This window comes from Arthrobacter sp. Soil_C_49 (assembly GCF_057656635.1).
This window is the reverse complement of sequence record NZ_JBDGJZ010000006.1, coordinates 192,272-210,880: the sequence shown is the minus strand read 5'-3', so window position 1 is coordinate 210,880 and position 18,609 is coordinate 192,272. Positions and strand designations below refer to the sequence as shown.

The 18,609-nt window shown below is 66.9% G+C and carries 21 protein-coding genes; 14 read left to right on the top strand and 7 right to left on the bottom strand.

Features of this window, described 5'->3' with window-relative positions; genetic code table 11:
- Position 1: 1 nt before the first annotated feature.
- The 3 genes from AC3A4Z_RS12360 to AC3A4Z_RS12350 all read right to left on the bottom strand — a co-directional run bounded on the left by AC3A4Z_RS12360 (position 2) and on the right by AC3A4Z_RS12350 (position 2,343).
- Positions 2-985, bottom strand: coding sequence for a 1-phosphofructokinase family hexose kinase (locus AC3A4Z_RS12360; protein WP_498711799.1), 984 nt, complete (start codon positions 983-985; stop codon positions 2-4).
- Positions 982-1,788, bottom strand: coding sequence for a DeoR/GlpR family DNA-binding transcription regulator (locus tag AC3A4Z_RS12355; protein ID WP_498711798.1), 807 nt, complete (start codon positions 1,786-1,788; stop codon positions 982-984). The genes AC3A4Z_RS12360 and AC3A4Z_RS12355 overlap by 4 nt, the downstream gene beginning before the upstream one ends.
- A 297-nt stretch (positions 1,789-2,085) precedes the next feature.
- Positions 2,086-2,343 carry a DUF6458 family protein gene (locus tag AC3A4Z_RS12350; RefSeq protein ID WP_133349335.1) on the bottom strand — a complete coding sequence of 86 codons (258 nt, stop codon included), beginning with the start codon at positions 2,341-2,343 and terminating at the stop codon, positions 2,086-2,088.
- Positions 2,344-2,540: 197 nt separating this feature from the next.
- Between AC3A4Z_RS12350 and AC3A4Z_RS12345 the strand changes: the two genes are divergently transcribed.
- From AC3A4Z_RS12345 to AC3A4Z_RS12335, 3 genes are all read left to right on the top strand, one after another.
- Positions 2,541-3,179, top strand: coding sequence for an alpha/beta hydrolase (locus tag AC3A4Z_RS12345; RefSeq protein ID WP_498711797.1), 639 nt, complete (start codon positions 2,541-2,543; stop codon positions 3,177-3,179).
- A 425-nt stretch (positions 3,180-3,604) separates the two neighbouring features.
- On the top strand, positions 3,605-4,354 hold the full coding sequence (locus AC3A4Z_RS12340; protein ID WP_498711796.1) for an HAD family hydrolase: 750 nt from the start codon (positions 3,605-3,607) through the stop codon (positions 4,352-4,354).
- 141 nt (positions 4,355-4,495) lie between these two features.
- Positions 4,496-6,862, top strand: a complete 2,367-nt coding sequence (locus AC3A4Z_RS12335; protein ID WP_498711795.1) for a glycoside hydrolase family 65 protein — start codon at positions 4,496-4,498, stop codon at positions 6,860-6,862.
- Positions 6,863-6,872: 10 nt separating this feature from the next.
- On the opposite strand, the gene AC3A4Z_RS12330 is transcribed toward AC3A4Z_RS12335, so the two are convergent.
- Entirely contained in the window at positions 6,873-8,207 is a 1,335-nt protein-coding gene (locus AC3A4Z_RS12330) for an MFS transporter (protein WP_498711794.1), read from the bottom strand.
- Between the two features lie 154 nt (positions 8,208-8,361).
- Between AC3A4Z_RS12330 and AC3A4Z_RS12325 the strand changes: the two genes are divergently transcribed.
- Positions 8,362-9,168 carry a hypothetical protein gene (locus AC3A4Z_RS12325; protein WP_498711793.1) on the top strand — a complete coding sequence of 269 codons (807 nt, stop codon included), beginning with the start codon at positions 8,362-8,364 and terminating at the stop codon, positions 9,166-9,168.
- A complete protein-coding gene (locus AC3A4Z_RS12320) occupies positions 9,152-9,901 on the top strand; it encodes a LamB/YcsF family protein (protein ID WP_498711792.1) in 750 nt (249 codons plus the stop codon). Before AC3A4Z_RS12325 ends, AC3A4Z_RS12320 begins: the two co-directional genes overlap by 17 nt.
- A 6-nt stretch (positions 9,902-9,907) precedes the next feature.
- Here the strand turns inward: AC3A4Z_RS12320 and AC3A4Z_RS12315 are convergent, their stop codons facing one another.
- The gene (locus AC3A4Z_RS12315) at positions 9,908-11,257 is read right to left on the bottom strand and encodes a DUF445 domain-containing protein (RefSeq protein WP_498711791.1); all 1,350 of its coding nucleotides are present in this window, start codon (positions 11,255-11,257) and stop codon (positions 9,908-9,910) included.
- Positions 11,258-11,306: 49 nt separating this feature from the next.
- Between AC3A4Z_RS12315 and AC3A4Z_RS12310 the strand changes: the two genes are divergently transcribed.
- From AC3A4Z_RS12310 to AC3A4Z_RS12285, 6 genes are all read left to right on the top strand, one after another.
- Positions 11,307-12,206, top strand: a complete 900-nt coding sequence (locus tag AC3A4Z_RS12310) for a glycerophosphodiester phosphodiesterase (RefSeq protein WP_498711789.1) — start codon at positions 11,307-11,309, stop codon at positions 12,204-12,206.
- Positions 12,207-12,214: 8 nt separating this feature from the next.
- The gene (locus AC3A4Z_RS12305; RefSeq protein WP_498711788.1) at positions 12,215-13,687 is read left to right on the top strand and encodes a CoA transferase; all 1,473 of its coding nucleotides are present in this window, start codon (positions 12,215-12,217) and stop codon (positions 13,685-13,687) included.
- 41 nt (positions 13,688-13,728) lie between these two features.
- Entirely contained in the window at positions 13,729-14,214 is a 486-nt protein-coding gene (locus AC3A4Z_RS12300; RefSeq protein WP_498711787.1) for a DoxX family protein, read from the top strand.
- Positions 14,211-15,017, top strand: coding sequence for an AzlC family ABC transporter permease (locus AC3A4Z_RS12295; RefSeq protein WP_498711786.1), 807 nt, complete (start codon positions 14,211-14,213; stop codon positions 15,015-15,017). Before AC3A4Z_RS12300 ends, AC3A4Z_RS12295 begins: the two co-directional genes overlap by 4 nt.
- The gene (locus AC3A4Z_RS12290; protein ID WP_498711785.1) at positions 15,014-15,325 is read left to right on the top strand and encodes an AzlD domain-containing protein; all 312 of its coding nucleotides are present in this window, start codon (positions 15,014-15,016) and stop codon (positions 15,323-15,325) included. The genes AC3A4Z_RS12295 and AC3A4Z_RS12290 overlap by 4 nt, the downstream gene beginning before the upstream one ends.
- A 96-nt stretch (positions 15,326-15,421) precedes the next feature.
- Positions 15,422-15,700: a hypothetical protein gene (locus AC3A4Z_RS12285; RefSeq protein ID WP_498711784.1), complete on the top strand. Its 279-nt coding sequence runs from the start codon at positions 15,422-15,424 to the stop codon at positions 15,698-15,700.
- Positions 15,701-15,738: 38 nt separating this feature from the next.
- Here the strand turns inward: AC3A4Z_RS12285 and AC3A4Z_RS12280 are convergent, their stop codons facing one another.
- Both AC3A4Z_RS12280 and AC3A4Z_RS12275 read right to left on the bottom strand, forming a co-directional pair.
- A complete protein-coding gene (locus tag AC3A4Z_RS12280; RefSeq protein ID WP_498711783.1) occupies positions 15,739-15,972 on the bottom strand; it encodes a hypothetical protein in 234 nt (77 codons plus the stop codon).
- Between the two features lie 214 nt (positions 15,973-16,186).
- Entirely contained in the window at positions 16,187-16,816 is a 630-nt protein-coding gene (locus tag AC3A4Z_RS12275) for a TetR/AcrR family transcriptional regulator (RefSeq protein WP_498711782.1), read from the bottom strand.
- Positions 16,817-16,935: 119 nt separating this feature from the next.
- Here AC3A4Z_RS12275 and AC3A4Z_RS12270 point away from each other — a divergent pair, with 119 nt between their 5' ends.
- The 3 genes from AC3A4Z_RS12270 to AC3A4Z_RS12260 all read left to right on the top strand — a co-directional run bounded on the left by AC3A4Z_RS12270 (position 16,936) and on the right by AC3A4Z_RS12260 (position 18,598).
- Positions 16,936-17,259, top strand: a complete 324-nt coding sequence (locus AC3A4Z_RS12270; RefSeq protein ID WP_498711781.1) for a thiamine-binding protein — start codon at positions 16,936-16,938, stop codon at positions 17,257-17,259.
- A 73-nt stretch (positions 17,260-17,332) separates the two neighbouring features.
- A complete protein-coding gene (locus AC3A4Z_RS12265) occupies positions 17,333-18,010 on the top strand; it encodes an O-methyltransferase (protein WP_498711780.1) in 678 nt (225 codons plus the stop codon).
- Positions 18,011-18,118: 108 nt separating this feature from the next.
- On the top strand, positions 18,119-18,598 hold the full coding sequence (locus tag AC3A4Z_RS12260; protein WP_498711841.1) for a Dps family protein: 480 nt from the start codon (positions 18,119-18,121) through the stop codon (positions 18,596-18,598).
- Positions 18,599-18,609: the final 11 nt, after the last annotated feature.

Sequence of the window (18,609 nt, the reverse complement as noted above, 5' to 3'; positions counted from 1 at the left end):
GTCAATCCTTTCGAAGGGCCGTGATGGTTACGGCATCCGGGGTGGTTTGGTGAACTGCCGGGACAGTGGAGCCCGGCAGGGAGGCGGCTGCGGCACCGTGGGCCACCGCCTGACGAAGGCAATCGGCCGGGGCGGCGCCCTGGCCTTGGGCGAGCAGGTAGCCGGCCAGGGCTGAATCGCCCGCGCCGACCGTACTGACCGCGGCGACCGGCGGATGCGTGGCCAGCCACGCGCCGTCGGCCGTTACCAGGACAGCTCCCTTGGATCCGAGAGTTGCCAGCACAGCTCCCACGCCGGAACGTACGACGGCGGCTGCTGCTGCTGCTGCGGCAGCCGGGTCCGCTTCCAGTTCCTCAGCGGTGGCCGGGGAAGCGAAACCGGCTGCGGCAGCCAGTTCCGCCAATTCCTCGGCGTTGGGTTTGAGGAGGTCCGGCATGCCGGCGGCGCCACCGGTGAGGGCGGCGGCGAGCGGCTGGCCGGACGAGTCGACGGCGATGCGCGGGGCGGCGCCGTCGGCGGAAGAACGCAGGCGCTGGGCCGCCGTCGCGTAGAAATCCGCGGGGAAGCCCGGCGGCAGCGAACCGGCCAGGACCACCCAGCTGGCGCCGCGGGCGGTCTCCACCAGCAGCTTGATCAGGGCTTCCTGCTGGTTTTCATCCAGCGCGGGGCCAGGTTCGTTGATCTTGGTGGTCACGCCGCCGGGTTCGGTGAGGGCGACGTTGGTGCGCAGCGGCTCAGCGATGGGCAGGGAGACGAAGGGCACGCCGCCTTCGCGCAGGCCGGCCAGGACCGGGTCACTGTCCGCGCCGGGGAGGACGGCTATGGATTCGAGGCCGGAGGCCACCAGGGCGCGGGAGACGTTGACGCCCTTGCCGCCGGATTCCTGGCTGACGGAGACGGCGCGCTGCACTTCGCCCCGTTCGAGCGGGCCGGGCAGGGCCACGGTACGGTCCAGGCTGGGGTTGGCCGTGAAGGTGACGATCATGCGACCACCACGTCTACGCCGGCGTCCTCAAGGGCGGCTGCCAGTTCCGGGCCGGGTTCGCTGTCTGTAATCAAGGTGTCCAGATCTTTCAGGGAGGCGAACTGGACCAGGGTTTCCGTGTCCAGCTTGGAGGAATCGGCCAGCACCACGATGCGGCGTGCCGAACGGACGAAAGCTGCCTTGACGGCGGCTTCCTCGGGGTCGGGAGTGCTGAGGCCGAAGGAGGCATGGATGCCGTTGGTGCCGATGAAGGCAATGTCCGGCCGGATCCTGCCTGCGGCCTCAACGGTTGCTTGGCCTACGGCAACCTGCGTGATTCCGCGGACGCGTCCGCCCAGGACATCGAGGGCTATTCCGGGAATGTTGGACAGTTTGCCGGCGATCGGAAGGGCGTGCGTGATGGCCACCAGTTCGGGGCGTGCTTCTGTTCCGTCGGAAGGTTCGCCGGCGGTCCGCCGGGAGAGCAGGTCCGCCAGCACTTCGGTGGTGGTGCCGCCGTCGATCAGGACGCTGCCGGGGGAGCTGCGCGGGATGAGCGCCAAGGCGGCCTCGGCGATGCGCACTTTCTGGTCCGGACGCTGGATGGCCCGCTCCGTGACGCTTTCCTCGGTGGTGCTGAACCGGTCCGTGGCAACGGCGCCGCCGTGCACCCGGCGGACCGTGCCGGCGGTTTCGAGGGTGGCCAGGTCGCGCCGGACGGTTTCGGTGGTGATGCGGAAGCGCTCAGCCAGGTGGGTCACGGTGACCCGGCCGGTGCCGGCAACAAGCTCGGCAATCTTTTGCTGGCGCTCCTCGGCGAACACGTACCCTCCGTTGCGTAAGGCTTGCTGTCAGTGACTGGCATCACATGATGTTGAGTTACTTGACTTTATCTTTGCTTCTGTTGGTTTGTCAATGGAAACCAACATGAAACAAAGTGTCCCTTCCCCCGGTTGGGAGTTTTTGTCCACCTGTGCAGGGTTGCGGGCCCCTGAAGTTTGCATGTGTGGACAAAAACTCGGAGCGGGGGTGCGAAGAAGCCGGGCCGGACCGTCGTGGTCCAGCCCGGCTTCTGCGGGTTCATCGGAGGGTTGCTCTCCCCGGAATTCCTTCTGTCCTGGCTACAGCCCGCCGTCGCGGCTTTCGTTCCTGGTGATGCGCTCACCGGTGTTCGGGTCCACGACGGATCGGGTTTCGCTGACCCGCCGGCTGCGGCCCGGCGAGGCGAGGATCAGCGAGGCGATCAGGCCGATCACGCCCACGGCCATCAGGATGTAGCCGATGAGCACCTGGTCGACGAAGGGGATCAGGCCTGGAGCTACCGCCCAGGCGAGGATGGCGCCGAGTGCGATGAGGAAGATGGAAGAGCCGATTCTCATGTGCTGCTCCTTGCTGGTCGCGGAGGGACCCTGTCCGGGCCCGTGACGGGATGCTAAGTATGCTGTCCGTCACGCGCCACGCTACAGCGCAGGGATGCCCTGTTCAATGCTTTGGCCGGCCGCCGGGCGTTTCGAATGAACAACGTTTTGGCGGGCCAAAGGCTGAGGGCGTCTGCTTGCCTCGCTAGGCTGATCCGATGGAAACAGTTGTGTGGTCAAAGCCGGAAGACGAGCGGGCGGGTACGCCGTTGCTGGTGATGATGCACGGCTATGGCACCGACGAGTCCCGGATGGTGCGGCTTTTTGAGTACCTTCCGGCAGAATTCACCTGCGCGGCGCTCAGGGCCCCCATGGCCATCGGCGACCACTATGGCTGGTTCCTGCTGGATTACTTCCTGGCCAACGACTTCGCGGATGTCATCAAGGCTGCCAATGCCGTCCAGACCTGGATCAGCAGCGTCAAGAGCCAGCACTCCAGCGTCAGTCTCCTTGGCTATTCCCAGGGGATGGCCATGGCCAGCACCCTGCTGCGCCTGCATCCCAAGGACTATGAGGCAGTTGTGGGACTGTCCGGCTTTGTGCTCGAAAATGAGCTCCTGTCCCTCACTGAGTCCTTCGATACACCGCCGCCTTTTTTCTGGGGGAGGGACAAGGCGGACCTGGTGATCAACGAAGATGCAGTGGCGTACACCGGGGAGTGGCTGCAGGCGAACACCCTTCTCACCGCCAGGACCTACCCCGGCATGGGCCACGCCATGTCCAAGACGGAAATGGTGGACGTCAGCGCCTTCCTCCGGCACTACGTGCTCCGGCCCAACGGTTCCGCCGGCTCCTAGCACTTGCGGAGGCCGCGCGCGAGACGTGCGTCACAAAGAGGGTTGAAGAAAAAACAGTTGCCAGCCAAATTTGTAAGCGCTTACACTCGTCTTCGGCCGCGCGCGCGGCTGTGAACTGGGCAGACAGGGAGGGTGGTGCGGTGCGGACGCTTTGCGGCAGCCCATTGAGGCGCATCACTGTCGGCTCCTGCGGCGGAGCCGGACATCCGGCCCGCTTGTCCGCGGGCCCGCGACGGGCCCATGATGGTAGGGACAGATGGATCAGCAGGGCCGCCAACGAGGCCCATGGTGGAACACTACCGCTGCGCATGTAACGCCGTCCGGCCCGCCGACTCTGCAGATGATCCGGGCACCGAAGCCACCACATCCCAGAAGCAACCCCGCCTTCGAGGCTGCCCGCCGTCTGAAAGGACACCGCACCACGCATGAGTGAAAACACTGCAACGCACCATCCAGTTACCAGCCTCACGGCATGGACCGGAGCCTCAGCCATTCTTTTTGACCTCGACGGCGTCCTGACGCCCACCGCCACGGTGCACGAGCAGGCGTGGCAGGAGTTGTTCGAGGGCTACCTCTCCTCCCGGCCGGACGTCACGGGTTACAGCGAGAGCGACTACTTCGACCACATCGACGGAAAGCCGCGCTTTGATGGTGTCCGCGATTTCCTGGCCTCGCGCGGAATCGTCCTCCCGGAGGGCCCCACCGATGATGACCCCGCCAACACCACCGTGCAGGGCCTGGGGAACCGTAAAAACCGGATTTTCAACGACATTGTCAGCACGGGTGTGGAACCGTTCGAGGGCTCGGTCCGCTTCCTGGAAGCCGTACTGGGCCGCGGGCTGAAGGTCGCCGTCGTCTCTTCCTCTCGCAACGCCCCCGCAGTACTCGAAGCCGCCGGGCTCAGCCACCACTTCGCCGTGGTGGTGGACGGTGTGGTGGCAGCCAGGGAAGGCCTGCCGGGCAAACCCAGCCCTGCCACCTACCAGTACGCCGCCCGGCTGCTGGGCCTGCCCGGCGAGGAATGCGTGGTGGTGGAAGACGCCGTCTCCGGAGTCCAGGCCGGAGAGGCCGGTTCGTTCCACTCGGTGATCGGAGTGGACCGGGGCGCCGGACGGCAAACCCTGCTGGACGCCGGAGCAACCGTGGTGGTCAACGACCTCGACGAACTCCTCTAACCAGCCCTGCACAGCCGCGTTTTCCCCATCCCGGCGCACGGCCCCAACGAACTACTTAAGCAAGCAGTCAGCAGTACCCAAGCTGCCGCGCCCCCGGGCCAACGACAGCTGCCACAGCACCCGCCTAAGGACCCCAAAACCATGGCTATCATCACCGCAGACCGCGAGCGGTTCCCCAACACCCCCTGGCAACTCGTCGAAACACGCCACGAGCCGGGCATGCAAGGCGCCCTGGAAACTCTCTTCGCCCTCGGCAACGGGCACCTGGGAATCCGCGGCGCCCACTGGGCGGCCGCCGACTCCGACCTGCCCGGCAGCTTCATCAACGGATTGCACGAGATCTGGGACATCAAGCACGCCGAAAACGCCTTCGGCTTTGCCCGCACGGGCCAGCGCATCCTGTACATCCCGGATGCCAACAACTTCACCGTGGTCATTGACGGCGAGTCCCTCAGCCTGGCCGAATCCGAGGTCCTGGACTACCACCGCTGCGTTGACTTCGCCACAGGCATCTACGAATGCCGCATCACCTGGCAGTGCCGCTCCGGGGCCGTCGTCACCACTACCGAGCGCCGGGCCGTCGGGTTCGCAACACGCGGAGCCCTCGGGATTTCGCTCGAGGTGGCCACGGACCGCGAGATCTCCGTGGACGTCACCTCCTCCGTGATCAACCGCCAGGACCAGCCGGTGGAGGACCACTCAGTCCATGACCCCCGCAGGGCGGGCCGGCACGCCGGACGCGTGTTGCTGCCGCTGCGCCTCGACGGCGGTGACGGCTCGCTCCGCCTCGCCTGGGAAGCCGCCGAGTCCAAGCAGCGCGTGGGCGTTGCCGTGGACCACTGGACCTCGGCAGGCCACCAGCCGTTCGAAACCCTTGTGGACCAGGACGACAGCAGCGTCCGCTATGTGCTGGCAGTGAACGCGGACCAGCCGTTCCGGTTGGAAAAGAGCGTCAGCTACGCTGCCGGCGCCGCAATCCAGGACGCGTCCGTTGATGCAGCCGCTGTGGCCGAAGAGGGCCTGCGGCCGGTTGCTGACGTCTTCGCCGAAAGCGTTGCGCACTACCGCGGGCACTGGGCCACGGCGGACATCGTGGTGGACGGCGGCAAGCCCGAACTCCAGCAGGCAATCCGCTGGAACCTGTTCCAGCTGGCCCAGGCAACGGCCCGCGCGGACGTGGCCGGCATCCCGGCGAAGGGCGTGACGGGCTCCGGCTACGAGGGCCACTATTTCTGGGACCAGGAGGTGTACCTCCTGCCGTACCTGACCTACACCAACCCCGTGGGTGCCCGCCGGGTCCTGGAGTTCCGCCACGCCATGCTCCCCGAAGCCCAGATCCGGGCCAAGGAACTGAGTGTGGAAGGCGCGCTGTTCCCGTGGCGCACCATCAACGGGCTCGAAGCCAGTGCCTACTACGCAGCCGGGACCGCCCAGTTCCACATCGCCGCGGCGATCGCCTTCGCCACTAACCGGTTCGTCTGGGCCACCGGGGACGTTGGGTTCCGCGATCACATCGGCGCCGAACTGCTGATCGAAACGGCCAGGATGTGGATCTCGCTGGGCTTCTTCGGCAAAGACGGCATGTTCCATATCCACGGCGTGACCGGGCCGGACGAATACACGGCAGTGGTGAATGACAACCTCTACACCAACGTGATGGCCCGCTTTAATCTGCGGGCCGCCGCTGCCCTGGAGCACGCAGGCGTCACCCTTGAAGAGCGGCAGCTGTGGGAGGCGGCGGCGAACCGGATGCACCTGCCGTTCGACAAGCGCATGCAGGTGTATTCGCAGGACAACGACTTTATGACCCTGGAACCGTGGGACTGGACCACGCCCCGGTCCAAGTACCCGCTGCTCCTGCACTTCCACCCGCTGGTCATCTACCGCCACCAGGTCCTGAAGCAGGCGGACACTGTCCTGGCGATGTTCCTGCAATGGCAGGATTTCACCGCCGAGGAAAAGCACCGGGCCTTCGACTTCTACGACCCGCTGACCACCGGAGACTCAACGCTTTCCGCGTGCGTGCAGGGCATCATGGCCGCCGAGGTGGGGTACTCCCGCGAAGCGCTGGAGCACTTCACCAACGCCGTGTTCATCGACCTGGACGATACGCATGGAAACACCATCGACGGCGTGCACATCGCTTCCACCGGCGGGGTGTGGAGCTCCCTGGTCTGCGGCTTCGCCGGCCTCCGGGACCAGGGTCCGGTTCCGTTCTTCGATCCCCGCCTGCCTGCCGAGTGGGAAGGGCTCACCTTCCACCTCAAGATCCGCGGACGGCTGCTGCTGGTCCAGCTCGACGCGGGCGCGATCACCCTGACCATCAAGGAAGGCGACGCACTCGAAGTGGACGTCCGCGGCCGGCAGTTCACCGTGGGCGCCGAGCCCGTGCAGGTGGCACTTGCCCCCGTCCCTGAGCCGGAGTCGACCGTGTTCCCGAGCGGGCATCCGACGGCGAGCATTCCGATAGTTCACGCGAACAGCGACGTGCCGCGCCCGGCAGCCTAAGCCGCAGCGGCTAGCCGCCGACGGCCTGATCTGTCGCTGCCTGGTCCCCGCCCGCCGTCGTCCGTTCTGCTTCAAGTGACCGGTCCAGGGGGTGGGCCAGCTCGTCGGCGGGCATCCGTGCCACCACCATGGCGATGACCGCCATGATGGGGCACACGCCCCCGGCCACCACGAAGATCAGCCAGATGGGCAGGACTTCGGCGGCCGGTCCGGCCAGGGCCATCGACACCGGCATCAGGGCGAGCGAAACAAAAAAGTCCAGGCTGGACACCCGGCCCAGGAGACGGGGCGGTACGCGCCGCTGCAGCAGCGTGCCCCAGATGACCATGCCCACGCTGCCGGTGGCGCCGAAGATGAACAGCGCCGCCGCGATGGTCCAGAAGCTGTCCATGATCCCGACGGCGGCGAGCGGCAGGCTGCCCGCGCCCCAGCTCACCATCATCACGGTGAGGTAGCGCCGGGGAAGTCGCAGGGAAGCAGTGAGCAGCGACCCCAGTGCCGCGCCCACGCCCATCACGGCGAGCAGGAAGCCGAACATGCTGGAGTCGCCGCCCAGCTGGTCGCGGACCACAAACGGCAGCAGCACTTCGATGGGGCCGATCAGGAACAGCACGGAGATGCACGCCCAGATCAGGGTCCAGAGCAGCCACGGGGTCCGCAACGTATAGCTGACACCTTCGCGCAGGTCCTGGAAAAAGGATGATTTGCCGTCCGGGACGCCACTGCCTTCCGCGCCGTTGACCGGCGCGGCCAGCGCATGCTGGCCCAGGAAGTTCAGGACGACGAAGGCTGCAAGGTGGCACAGGGCCACAGCCGTCACCGCGTGCGACGGCGACAAGGCAGCCACCACCACGCCAGCCACCGCAGGTCCGGCGGCCTGCTGGAGCACCGGCCGCATCGAGCCCTCCATGCCGTTGGCGGCGAGCAGGTCCTCCGCGGGAAGGATGCGCGGCAGGATGGCCGAATAGGCGGGGAAAAAGAAGGCGGCCCCAACGCCGAGCACAAAGGCGCCTGCGGCGACATGCCAGAGCTGCAGCCAGCCGGCGATAGCCAGCCCGCTGATCGCGGCGATGACGGCGAGGTTGGCGCCCTCCACCGCGATGATCAGGCGGCGCTGCGGAATGCGGTCGGCGGCGATGCCGCCGGCCAGGACGAAGGCCACCAGGCCCACACTGCCGGCAGCGGCCACCAGGGACAGTTCGAGCGGGCCGCCGCCGAGATGGATCACCTGGTAGACCATGGCGACGGCCCACATGCCGGAACCGAAGATGGAGATGGCCAGCGCCGAAATCAGTACCCGGTACTCACGGTGGACAAAGGGCCGCAAGGCTTTGGGAGCGGGCATAAGGTAAGTCTAGGGTTTGGCCGGATATCCCGGCACCGGATTGCTCCCCGGCTTGGCAGGCTGGGGCAGCGGCGGTGCCGTGGCCTAGTGTTAAGCAACCTTAGTATCAGGAGAGCCGCAACCAATGCGGCCGGCGAGACCAACAGAGGTGACCATGGCCAGGCGCAGCAACCCCGCAGTACGAATCGCAACCGAAACCGCCCACAACGCGGTGTTCGACGCCGACGGAAAGCCGAAGCCCGGCGTCCACAACGCGCTCCTGAAGGCGGTGGAGATCCAGCGCCCGCTGGTCCTGGCGTACATCCGCCGGCTCCAGAAGAAACACCCGCGCGCCACCGCCGCCCAGCTGGCAGATATCCTCGAGCGCGACTACCTGCGTGCCGTCACCGGAGGCGGCGCAATCGTGGGGGCAACCGCCGTCGTTCCCGGCGTGGGCACGGTGGCGTCCCTGGGACTGTCCGCTGCGGCGACGGTGGGGTTCCTGGAAGCCACTGCCCTCTACGCCACCTCCCTCGCGGAGCTGCACGGCATCCGCCTCACCAACCCGGAAAAGGCCAGCACCATGGTCATGGCCATCATGCTGGGCGAGGAGGGGACGGCCCTGCTCGGAACGCTCAGCGGCCAGGCCGCCGGCAACGGCATTGGCGCCTCCAGTGCGTGGGGCAACGTCCTGTCCAAATCAATGGCCGTGCCCGGCTTCGGCTCGGTCCGCAACCGCATCCAGAAAGCCTTCCTCAAGAATCTCCTCAAACGGCAGGGAACAGCACTGTTCGGCCGGGCACTGCCGTTCGGCATCGGGGCAGTGGTGGGCGGAGCCGGTAACCTCATGATGGGGCGGGCAGTGGTGGGCAACGCGAAGGAAGCGTTCGGTCCCATGCCGGATACCATCCCCGGCGAGCTGAACCCCGCCGCACCGGACCACCTGACGCTGGAAGGCAACAACCTTGGATCTCAACGCTGACCTTGGCGAATCATTCGGCTCCTGGACCATGGGGGACGATGCCGCGATGTTCCAGCTGGTCACCAGCGCCAACGTTGCCTGCGGGTTCCACGCCGGTGATCCCGTCACCATGCTGGACAGCTGCCGCGCCGCGTACGAGCTTGACGTAACTGTCGGTGCGCACGTCGGCTACCGCGATCTCGCCGGTTTCGGCCGCCGGTCCCTGGACATGTCCTTCGACGAGCTGTTCGGCGACGTCCTGTACCAGCTGGGCGCGCTCGACGGCGTGGCGCACGCCGTGGGTGCCTCGGTGGACTACGTGAAGCCGCACGGGGCGCTGTACAACCGGCTGGTCCATGACGCTGAGCAGGCCTCCGCAGTGGTGGCCGCCGTGAACTCCTACGATCCCGGCCTGCCCATCCTGGGCCTGCCCGGGTCTGAGCTGTTGAAGCAGGCGAAGGAAGCCGGGCACCCGGTCTTCATCGAAGCCTTTGTGGACCGCGCCTACCAGGCAGACGGGACACTGGTGCCGCGCTCCCAGGAAGGTGCTGTCCTGCACGACGTTGACGCCATCGTTGAGCGGGCCGTGCGCCTTGCTACCAAGGGAGAAGTGGTGGCCCTGGACGGGAGCCTGGTCCAGGTCCGGCCGGACTCCCTGTGCATCCACGGTGACACCCCCGGTGCCGTGGGGATGGCTGCGGCCGTCCGTGCCGGGCTGGAAGCTGCCGGCGTGGAGCTGGAAGCGTTCGCCTGACGGCACTCAACCGAAAATCAGGTGCGCCACCGTAAAGATCGCCAGGCCGGCCAGGGACCCCACCACGGTGCCGTTGATGCGGATGAACTGCAGGTCCTTGCCCACCTGGAGCTCGATCTTCTGCGATGTTTCCTCGGCATCCCAGCGGGCCACGGTATCGGTGATCACTCCGGCAATGTCGGAGCGGTAGGTCCGCACCAGGTAGCCCGCGGCATCGCCGATCCAGGCGTTCACCTTCCCCGCGAGTTCGGGGTCGTTGACCAGCCGGGAGCCGAAGTCGCGCACGGCGGCCTTGAACTTGACGGTCAGGTCGCTGTCCGGATCCTCCACGGCGCCGAGCAGGGCGTTCTTCACGGTTCCCCACGTGCGGGAGGCCAGTTCCCGGACCTCGGGGTCGCCGAGGACCTGTGCCTTGATGTCCTCCGCGCGGGCGATCATCACCGGATCGTGCTGCAGGTCCTGGGCAAGATCGTTCAGGTACTTGTCGATGGACTGGCGGACCTGGTGGTTCGGATCGGACTGCACGGCACGGACAAACTTGAGGAACTCGATGTAGACCTTGTCGCCCACGAGCCCGTCCACGAACTGCGGAACCCAGGTTGGCGAACGCTCCGAGACGAGCCGGCTGACCGTTTCATGGTTTTCGCTGACCCAGTCGGCTGCCCGGTCCACCAGCAGGTCAACGAGTTTGTGGTGGTGCCCGTCGTGGAAAATCCGCTCCGCCATCTTGCCCACCGGAGGTCCCCACGGCGGAGTGAGCAGGTGCTTGCGCACCATTCCCTCGATGACTGCCTGGACGTCGTCGTCATTCAGGACCTTGAACAAGCCCCGGATCACGGCCGCGCCCTCCTTGGCCACCCGCTCGGCACCGGCCGGGGTGGCAAGCCACTCGCCGGCCCGGCGGGCGATGTTCACGCTGGCCAGCTTGTCCTGGACCACCTGCTCAGACAGGAAATTGGTCTCCACGAACTCGCCCAGCGAGGCGCCGATCTGGTCCTTGCGGCGCGGGATGATCGCGGTGTGCGGGATCTTGATGCCCATGGGGTACTTGAACAGCGCGGTGACGGCGAACCAGTCGGCCAGCGCGCCCACCATGCCGCCCTCCGCGGCCGCCCGCACGTACTGGAGCCACGGGTACTCCTTCTGAAGGGCGAAGGCGAACACAAAAATCACCGCCATGGCGATCAGCAGACCGAGCGCCACCATCTTCATTTTCCGCAGCGCTGCCGCCTTTTCCGCGTCACCGGCAGAAAGCTGCTGGCGGACGACGGCGGCACGCGCCTTGGTGTCCGGCTGTCCGGCCGGGGCTGGCCTGGCGGGTGCTTCGCGGGTCGTTGGTTCAGAGTTCACCTGCATGTGCCAAGCCTAGCCCCGCAGTCCGGGCCGGGTCGGCTACCGTGTCTGCATGACTAGTGACGAGTCAGCGCCGCAGCGGCCGTTGGTCTTTGCCCACCGCGGTTCGAGCGCCGCGTTTGCCGAACATACGCGCGCAGCCTACCTGCAGGCACTGGCGGACGGCGCCGACGGTGTTGAGTGTGATGTCCACCTGACCCGGGACCAGCACGTCATCCTCCTGCATGATGCCAACCTGGACCGCACCTCCGACGGGACCGGGCCCGTGGCGGAGCGGACGCTGCGCGAGCTCCGCCGCCTGGACTTCTCCTCATGGAAGGGGGTCCGCATCCCCGAGATCTACGGTGCGCGTTCCGAGCAGTTTTTGACCCTTCCGGAACTGCTGGAGATCCTCCGCGGGGCGGGCCGGCCCGTGGGACTGGCGATTGAGCTGAAGCATCCCAGCCCCTACCAGCTCAAGCTGGAGGACCGGGTGATTGAGGTCCTGCGGGCCGAGGGCTGGAATGCGGCGGACTCTTCGGTGGATAACGTGTCGGTGACCTTCATGAGCTTCAGTCCTGAATCCGTCCGCCGGCTGCTCCGTTCAGTTCCGGCTCAATACGTCTGCCAGCTGGTCGATGACGTGGACGTGCGCGAACTCCGGGAAGAACTGGGCCTGGGGCTGATCACCGGGGGCGCGATCGCCAATGTGATGAAAGCTGCCCAGCTGGAAGGGGAGCGGATCCTGGACGCCGGCGAAGCCGGACTGGCCGGTCCCGGCGTCGAGTACGTCCGCCGGCATCCGGGGACCATCCTGCGGTGGCTGGAGCGGGGCCGGCGCTTCCGGGTGTGGACGGTGGACAGCGACCAGGATGTGGCGCTCTGCCAGGGCCTGGGGATCCACGAGATCACCACCAACGTCCCTGCCCGCGTACTAGGGCAGTTGCACTTGGCCTCGCCGCAGGGAAGGTAGGAACAAAGATGGCGCAGGCTGCCGGCGGGATTCCTCCGCTGTTCCGCTACCTGGACCCGGTGGTCGCGGACACGGGGCTGGTGTTGGATGGGGAGGCCGCAGCCTGGTCCGGTCCCCGCCGCTGGTGGGGCGGGGTGCTGGATGTGGAAGGGCTGGCGCTGGGTTCCGTCGGGGCCGCGGCTGCAGCCTTGAACCTCCTGGCACGAACGCCGGGCCGGTTCGCCACCACCGCGTCGCTGGCCGCCGCTGCCTTTGACTCCTACGGCTACCTGCGGATTGACGGGCGGAAGATCCAGGGCTTCGCCCCGTTGTCCGGTTTCCGCCGCACCCGCGACGGGTGGATCCGGCTCCACGCCAACTACCCGCACCACGAACAGCGGCTGATGCAGGCGCTGGCTGCCACCACGCCAGACGGGGTGGCGGCAGCCCTCGCCGCTATGACCTCGCTCGAAGCAGAAGCAGCAATCCAAGGCCGCGGCGGGGTGGCCGCTGCTGTCCGAAGCCGCCAGGACTGGCTCAATTCCGGGATGGGCAGCGCGGCAGGCAGCGGGCCGTGGATCGACGTGAATCCTGCCTCCGGGCAACCCTCCCGGCGCAGGCCCGTCCGCCCGTCCGGAGAAGACCCGCACCGTCCGCTCGCGGGGGTGCGGGTGCTGGACCTGACCCGCGTTATCGCCGGTCCCGTATCCACCAGGCTGGTGGGGGCACTCGGCGCCGACGTCCTGAGGATTGATCCGCCACAGCTTCCCGAAATCACCGACCAGTTCGTGGACACCGGTTTCGGCAAGAGGAGCGCCGAGGCAGACCTTACAGACTCGCGGAACCGCCACCTGCTGCAAGAGCTGCTGGCTGCCGCCGACGTGGTTATCAGCGGGTACCGCCGCGGCTCGCTGGACCGCTTCGGCCTGGAACCGGAGGCGCTGCTGGCATCGCGGCCGGAACTGGTGGTGGTCACGCTGGACAGCTGGGGCAGCGCGGGCCCGTGGAGCACGCTGCGGGGCTTCGACAGCATTGTCCAGGCAGCCGCCGGAATCGCTGATCTTTACGCCAGCGAGGACCACGACGGCGGCCGGCGGCCGGGTGCGCTCCCCGTCCAGGCACTGGACCACGCCACAGGGTACGGCGCGGCGGCCGCAGCCATTGCCCTGCTCGCCAGGCGCCGGCACACCGGGCTGGGCGGATCGGCCCGGCTGTCCCTGGCCCGGACCGCCGAGGAACTCTTCTCCCTTCCGGTTGAGGGTTTCCCGCCGGTGCCTTCCGGAGGCCCTGCAGCCCCGGTCCCCTACCCTGGAGTAACCCCAGCCGGTTCCGCTGCCTCCGACCTTCCGAAACCGCTGTTGCCTGCCCCCGAACTGCGCAGCATGTACAGCAGTTACGGTCACCTGAGCTACGTCGGGCCGCCCCTCCTGGTGGACGGCCAGCCGCTGGATTACACGAGCGCGCCGCCGCCCTATGGAAGTTCCCCGCTGGCCTGGACCTGACTGGTTTTAGGGGCATGCCGGGCTTGTGGTTGAGTGGAGGCATGCCTTTTCCCCGGTCCGGCCGGGCCCTCCAAAGCCTTTCCGCTGCAACCATGAGTGCCCTTCTGCTGGCCAGCGCCATGAAACACTTCCGCGACCCGCGGTTCTACCGCCAGGTGGTGCCTGACTACCTCTGCCTGGAGGGAAAGGACGGCGGTACGGAACCGGACCGCCGTCGGCCGTTCGCCGTGATGACCCGGGAGGAATGGATTGCCGTGAGCGGACTGCTGGAACTGGCGGCCGCCGCCGGCATCCTTGTCCCGCCGGTACGCAAGGTGACCGCCACTGCCCTCACCGCCATGTTCACTGTTTTCGTGGCTGGGCATGTCGACGCCATCCGGCGGGCTTTCGGTCCGGAAGGAACTGCTGCTCAACGCAAGGTGCACTCCCTGCGCCTGCCGCTGCAGGCACCGCTCATCCTGTGGGCCTGGAGCCTTCGAAAGTCTGCTCCGAAGCTTAGCGGGCCCGTGCCGGGAGCCTGGGCGTGAAGCTCCTGCAGTCCCCTGCGGTCCGGGTGGGACTGTCCATCAGTGTTGCCACGGGCCTGTACGGAGTGTCTTTCGGTGCTTTGTCCGTGACGTCGGGACTGGATTTCTGGCAGACCATGGCGCTGAGCCTCCTGCTGTTCAGCGGCGGCTCGCAGTTCGCATTCATTGGCGTTGTGGGCGGGGGCGGCTCGGGCGTTGCAGCCATGAGTGCTGCAACGCTGCTGGGGATGCGCAACGGGATCTATGGGATGCAGCTGAACGCATTGCTGCATCCCATCGGGTGGCGCAAGTACGTCGCCGCGCAGGTGACCATCGACGAATCCACGGCTACCAGCACGGGCCAGACCGATCCCGCTGAGCAGCGCCGCGGCTTTTGGGCGGCGGGAATCGGCATCTACGTGTTGTGGAACCTGTTCACTGCGGTGGGGGCGCTCGCCGGCAGCGGGTTGGGCGATCCGAAACAGTGGGGACTGGACGGGGCGGCAGTGGCCGCCTTCCTGGCATTGCTCTGGCCCAGGCTCAAGGGCCGTGAACCCGTGGCCATCGCGGTGGTTTGCGCCGTGGCCACGGTGGTGGCGGTGCCGTTCGTTCCGGCCGGGGTGCCGATCCTGGTGGCGGCCGTCGTGGCGGCGGTCATCGGCTGGTACAGCCACGGCCGCAGCGACGAGGGCCTGGAGCCGGACGTCGAGCCTTACCGTGAGCACCACCGCGGCGCGGATCATGACGGCGGGGGTCACCACCGCCCGGACCACCACGGTGACGGCCGGCGGCACGGCGACGGCGTATCGGGGGCGGACACATGAGCCTCTGGATCTGGCTGCTCATTGCGTGTGCCTTGGCCTACGCCTGGAAGCTGGTGGGCTACCTGGTCCCTGCCAGGCTCCTTGAGGACCCCCGGATGTCCCGGGTAGCAGGAACCATGACCATTGGTTTGCTGGCGTCCCTCACTGTTGTGAACACCGTGGCTTCCGGGCAGTCGCTGGCCGCGGACGCACGCCTGGGCGCGCTCGCGGCTGCAGCCATCGCACTGGCGTTGCGGGCGCCGTTCCTGCTGGTGGTGGTGCTGGGGGCGGGAACAGCTGCCGTGCTGAGGATGCTCGGGTGGAACTGAGCCGCTGCCGGCGGCGTGATGCCGGTCACTGGCGCGGGGCCGGGGGAGTTGTACTATGAAAGCGGCTATGCAGTTGGCCGAGAACGCTTCGTATGAATGGCGACGATGGAAAATCAACTGCACGCGGCCGGGGAAAGAGCCGGCCGGCCCTTCTTCCACAAAAATGCACGACGCCGCGCAGGGCTCCCAGCCAAACGTTTCTTCAGGCGTTTTGCCGGCTTGTCCGACGTCCCCGCTGAAGATCTCGAGGCGCTGTCAGAAAGCCTGAAAAGGACGATGGACCTCGACCCCGCCTCCCAGGTCCTGGCACTGCAGGCCTTGGTGCGCGAAGAGATCCGGGCGAGGGAAGCGGCGGGCGGCAACCCGACCGGCTGACCAAAGCGCCGGGCGGTGGGTGCCAGCAGCGCCGGGGGTTACGCTACGCCGTGCGCAGCACTTTCGCTTGCGCTTAACGGATTGGAACGGCGCAAGCTTTCTTCAACTGCCATCTCATACCAGACCTGCGCACCGTACTCGGGCTCGGGTGTATCGAGGTTCTGGAAGAGGGCATCGAGCAGTTTTGCCAGTTCCTCGGCCGCCAGTGTGGGCAGAACTTCCTCCGGGCCGCGCGGATCGTTGATGTAGTGCAAAAGCCGGGAGCTGTTCATCAGGGTGCGGCCGTCGGCCGGAGGTGCAGGAACTGGGGCATGGAGTGGCTCCATCTGAAAGAGCAGAGAGGCTGGCTGCGTAACCCACTTGAAGTGTATTGCACCCGCTGAACGCCGACAATGGGGGAACCCGCAGCCCGCACTTGGGGCATCATCCGTGGTCGCCGGGGGAGCCCGGGCGCGCTTCGCCGATGAATGCCTGGTGGAGGCCCTCTCAGGGAGCCGGCGTCAGGGGAGCGGCCGGCACCGGTACGTGGACGGGTAGCGGCCGGGTGGGCCTGGCTGTCCTGATGGCATCCTCCACCAAGGCCAGCGGCCTGCGCCACGCGTCAGATCCCGGTTCCATGGTGTCCACAACCCCGATGAGCATCGCCAGCAGCCGGAACATGTCCGTCATGGAGATGTCCTCGCGCAGGCTTCCCTGGCCCTGCCCGCGCACGAGCAGCACACTGATCGATTCCATCAATGAGCCGGTAATGCCGGTCAGCAGTTCCCGGCGGCCGGCAACAGCTCCCAGGAGGTTGGCGTCGTCGCTGGCGGCGGCCATCAGGGCTTCCATGACCCGCAGCAGTCCGGCGGCGGCGTCGATATCGGCCAGGGCGCCGTCCACGACGGGATCAACGGTGAGCCGGAGCTGCCGGTTGAGGGCTGCCAGGACCAGCTCCTCCTTGTCCGCGAAGTTCCGGAACAAGGTGGCCGGCCCCACGCCTGCCGTTGCGGCGATGGTCTGGAGGGGAACCTCCGGGCCGAACTCGCGGAAGCATTGGCGCGCCGCCGTGATGATCTTGTCCACGTTCCGCGCTGCGTCGGCGCGGAGGGGCTTGCGGGCGACTGCGAGGCTCATGCCAAAAGGTTAGCAACGGAGGTCCTGCCGTTCACCGTTACTGAAGGGTAGGGGGTTTTGTGACGGCCGCAGCGGTACGCTCCGCCTGCCCGCAGCCCCGCGCATGGCACACTGGCCCTATGCTGCTTGCCTTTTCTGTTGCCCCCTCCGGTACCCCGGCTGAAGGTTCCCGGCCCGCGGACGCGTCCGTTCACGACGCCGTCGCCGCCGCTGTGAAAATCGTCAGGGAGTCCGGGCTCCCCAACACAACGGACTCCATGTTCACCACCATTGAGGGCGAATGGGACGAAGTGTTCGACGTCGTAAAGCGGGCCACCGAGGCGGTGGGCCGGTACGGCAGCCGTGTCTCGCTGGTCATCAAGGCGGACATCAGGCCCGGCTATTCCGGCGAGTTGACGGCCAAGGTGGACCGGCTGGAAGAGGCCTTGGCCGACGGTTCCTGAACGGCTTCCACCCGCAGATTTCCGGCTTCATAAATCTCTGGACCCGTAAGTCTGCGCGTGCCAGACTGTGCCCATGTTTGAGCACAGGCCGCGGCCGGAGTGGACCGCCACTGAACAGTTCCTGTCCGACGTGGTGGTTCATCCCGATCCGGCCCTGCTCCGTTCGGTGCAATCCGCGGCTGAAGCCGGCATGCCGGCGATAGAGGTGGCACCGAACGCAGGCAAGCTCCTGAAGCTCCTGGTGCAGTTGTCCGGGGCCCGCCGGATCCTGGAGATCGGCACGCTGGCGGGGTTCAGCACTATCTGGATGGGGCAGGGCCTGCCCGACGACGGCACGCTGGTGACGTGCGAATTCCTCCCCAAGCATGCGGAAGTGGCGTGGGCGAACATCGACTTAGCCGGGCTGGGACAGAAGGTGGAGATCCGGCTCGGGCCTGCCCTGGATACGCTCGCCGCCTTGGCAGAGGAGGACCGGGAGCCCTTCGACTTCATCTTTATTGACGCCGACAAAGAGAACAACAGCCGCTACCTGGAGTGGGCGGTGCGCCTGGGCCGGCCAGGGGCCACTGTTGTCCTGGACAACACCATTTGGGAGGGCGCAGTCCTGAACCCGGAGATGGACCCTGTCAATGCACCTGGAATCGTTGAGGCGCTGAAGCTCCTGGGCAGCCATCCACGCCTCGACGCCACCGTTATTCAGACGGTGGGCTCCAAGGGCTGGGACGGATTCGCGCTGGCCCGGATAAAGTAGCTGCCTGCCCGGCGCCCCGGTTGCCGGCCTGCGCCAAACTGGTAAGTATGCTTACAGTAAGCATCCGGTTGAGCCGCAGCCGGATACCAGCCGCAGTGGAGGAAAATGATGAAAGCGTCGCCCACCCTTGCCAGCAACCTGCAAATGGTGCTCACGGACCTCATCGAGTTGCACCTGCAGGGCAAGCAGGCCCACTGGAACCTGGTGGGCACCAATTTCCGCGACCTGCACCTGCAGTTGGATGAGATTATTGCCGCTGCCAGGCTCTTCGCAGACCAGGCGGCGGAGCGGATGAGGGCCCTGCACGCACTTCCGGACGGCCGCAGCAGCACCGTCTCGTCCGGCAGTCGGCTGGAGGAGTTCCCGCAAGGGCTGGTCACCACGAAGGACACGGTCAAGATGATCACCGGCCGGCTGGAAAGGACGGTCCAGACCATGCGGGACGTCCATGATGGGGTGGACGAGGAAGATCCCACCAGCGCCGACCTGCTGCACGCTGCCATCGAACGCCTGGAACAGCTGGCCTGGATGGTCAATGCTGAAACCATGGCCCCCACAGCGTCCGTCACCGAACCGGGGGACAAATAGGCGCCGAGGGC